Origin of the sequence: Prevotella sp. S7-1-8 (genome assembly GCF_000758925.1) — a bacterium.
GTDB lineage: Bacteria > Bacteroidota > Bacteroidia > Bacteroidales > Bacteroidaceae > Prevotella.
In genome coordinates, this window is sequence record NZ_JRNC01000126.1 from 1 (window position 1) to 2,840 (window position 2,840).

General features: G+C 39.8%; 1 protein-coding gene and 1 pseudogene. One reads left to right on the top strand and one right to left on the bottom strand.

Annotated features, from left to right (window positions below):
• Positions 1-100: 100 nt before the first annotated feature.
• The gene (locus HMPREF1640_RS12225; RefSeq protein WP_036895304.1) at positions 101-2,395 is read right to left on the bottom strand and encodes a TonB-dependent receptor; all 2,295 of its coding nucleotides are present in this window, start codon (positions 2,393-2,395) and stop codon (positions 101-103) included.
• A gap of 152 nt (positions 2,396-2,547) precedes the next feature.
• On the opposite strand from HMPREF1640_RS12225, the pseudogene HMPREF1640_RS12230 reads away from it, so the two are divergent.
• Positions 2,548-2,840: pseudogene (locus tag HMPREF1640_RS12230) on the top strand (IS1380 family transposase); the annotation flags it as partial.

Here is a 2,840-nt window from a genome sequence, read left to right on the forward strand (position 1 = left end):
AAATTAATTTCTGCCATAAGGCTAAAAGTATTTAATAACGTCTACTCTTTTAAAGATTTTCGACATCCTCTTTATCTGTACGTGAATTTATATTTATCTGCTACTTCGTTGTTGGCACAATGCCTGCATCAGTATCAGAGTTATAAATACGTTTGTTCACCTCAGAGCCATGCTTTCCAAAGTTCAGGTTGAAATGAAAGTCTATGCCGAAAACTTTACATAGATTTCTCGACCATACCATTTGATTGTAAGGAGCAAGGTGGGAAAGATTTTCTACTGACATTTCATAACGTGAACTGAAGATGTTCTGCAACTGGAGTTCTACACCCCATTTTTCTCTATTGTACCCAAAGACTATACTATGTGATTTCTCATCTTTGTTAAGTGTCTCCCCCCACAGTCTATGAAAACTTGTCTCAAGATTGGCACCTACATACCAATTCTTGTACATTCCCATTAAGTTGGCACGCAAGCCCCAGTTGGTATGTGTATGCGTATAAATATTGCCATTGCTGATATAGCGATTGACAAATGGGGTTAATTGAATGGATATATAATCCTTCCAAGGTTGTACTTTTAGGTTTATTTGAGAGTTCAGACGATGGAAGCCTCTTTGATTGGCATAACTCCTAATATAGATGCCATTCGAATAGGTCGTTTCTTCCATATATGGCTTGTCGTCATAGCTGTAACGGGTAAACCATTCTGCACTAATATACTTTGTTCCTACGCTAATTGACAGTTCATTAGAGAAAAATCTGACCGCCTGTAGATTTGGATTTCCACGGCGTATTTGGTAAATGTCTATGTGCTGTTCAACATCGCTTAATTCGGCAAGTGAGGGTGCGTACCCTCCCATGTAGGCTTTGTAGCGTATTGACAGATAATTGTTGAAATGGTACCCCAGCTGAATAGTCGGGCGAAATATATATTTTACCTGTTTTGCATTTTCTTGGCTGGCATAAGTTCTCATTACACCAACACCTACCATATAATCCAACTTCCCTAACGTTGAAGCCCATTCTCCAAAAGCATAACTCTCAGCAGTATTCATCTTTACGCTTGAGGATGTGTTTCCATCATATGCGTTTTTTGTGTACATCTGCTGATGTCGCAGACCGAATGACAACCGCGAATCCTTGATTTTCTGCTCGTAAATAACTTCAGCTATGGTCGAATATTTATTGCCATTGACATGGGAAGTTATTTCCTGCACAGCATTCCCCAGAGATTGGTGATATAAACGGTCGTTTTTAGTATTGATATATGTTCCTGTCAGGTCAAAGAACAGATGCCGATCCTTGGTAAACTCATGCTGATAATAAATATCTAACGATGGATTGTTGCTCCTTGACTTGGTGCGGTCCTTGATATCGAATGTGTTGCTATCCTGAATAAGTTTGGAATTTCTATCAGATACCGCATGAGGCGTATTGTTATATAAATCACGAAAAGTAACACTCAATATGTTTCCGCTATTTATGTAATCGTATCCTATGGATAGATTGATGTTGTCATATCGTGCCTTTGTCTTTTGCCCTATCTCATAGTTACTGATACTGGGGGTCGTTGCATGGAAAGCCTCCATGTTTTCACGTAACCAGTTTACATCACGTCGATTCCAGTTTACAGATGCCTTGAAGTTTGACTTACCTACATGATAATTACCCGATAACTGATAATCTCCTATACCTAAGGGATTGATAGTGTTCATAAACTCTCCGGAGATGCTTCCACCATTCTTCTTTTCTTTTAAGATAATGTCAATTACGGCAGCTACATTTCCGTATCTTAGACCAGGATTATCATGATATTCTATTCTCAATACGTCTGTCGGCAAGAGAGCCTTCACCTCCTGTATCTCAGCCTTTACACCATTAATACGTAACTCTACGGCATCCCCCATAGTGGTAGTCACCTTGCTGTCAAGCGTATTTACAGAGATTCGTGAAAGCTGAAGATGCTGCAACAAACTTAAACCATTGCTTGATGTTTTTTGCTGAAGCAGATTAGGGATAATTATTTGGCGGTCAGCTTTTTGTATTACGTTGTTGGCGGTCACTGTAACGTCATTAAGCTGCTTACTTTCTGGCTCCAACACGATTGTACCCACCGAAAGGTGCTTAGAAATGTTTTGGCATTTAATTTCCTGCGTAGAATACCCAACAAAAGATATCCTTATTCTATAGTTCTCTCCTTCATGCGTATTCAGTTCAAAGCCGCCATTCATATCAGTTACCACTCCACTAATCATCTTATTTTCGCTTTCACGAAATAACGAAACAGTTGCAGCTGGTAATGGTTGCTTGTTTTCATCTACGACCGTTCCCGTAGTTTGTGCAGCAAGAATACTATAGCAGCCAGACATGAGCAACGTGAGAATTTTCTTTTTCATAAACACTATATTATTTATTACCTTAATTCCGCAGCATAAATTCTTGTAAGAACTCCAAGTGCCTGAGAAACAAAGTTCTCAAAACACTTGGATATGTCAGAAATTTCACCTATCTTGGTGCTGCAAACATAACAAGTAAGCAAATATCTGACATGACAAAGGTAGCAATTAAAAACGAGAATATCACTTCTTTCGGTGGAATTTATCACATTATGGACGTTTTCTCAAAGTTGGGCTTTGAAAAAACTTACCGAATCTGTATTGGGCAAACGTGGAAGTAGCGGCAAGGCATTCAGCCGTGGAAGTATTTTCGGCTCTCTCTTCTTCAGCTACCTTTGTGGTGGAGAATGCCTTGAGGACATCAATGCACTTATAGGGCAGTTCAAGCAGAGACCTGATACGCTGTTACCCGGTGCCGACACTGTTGGGCGCGGACTGAAGGAGC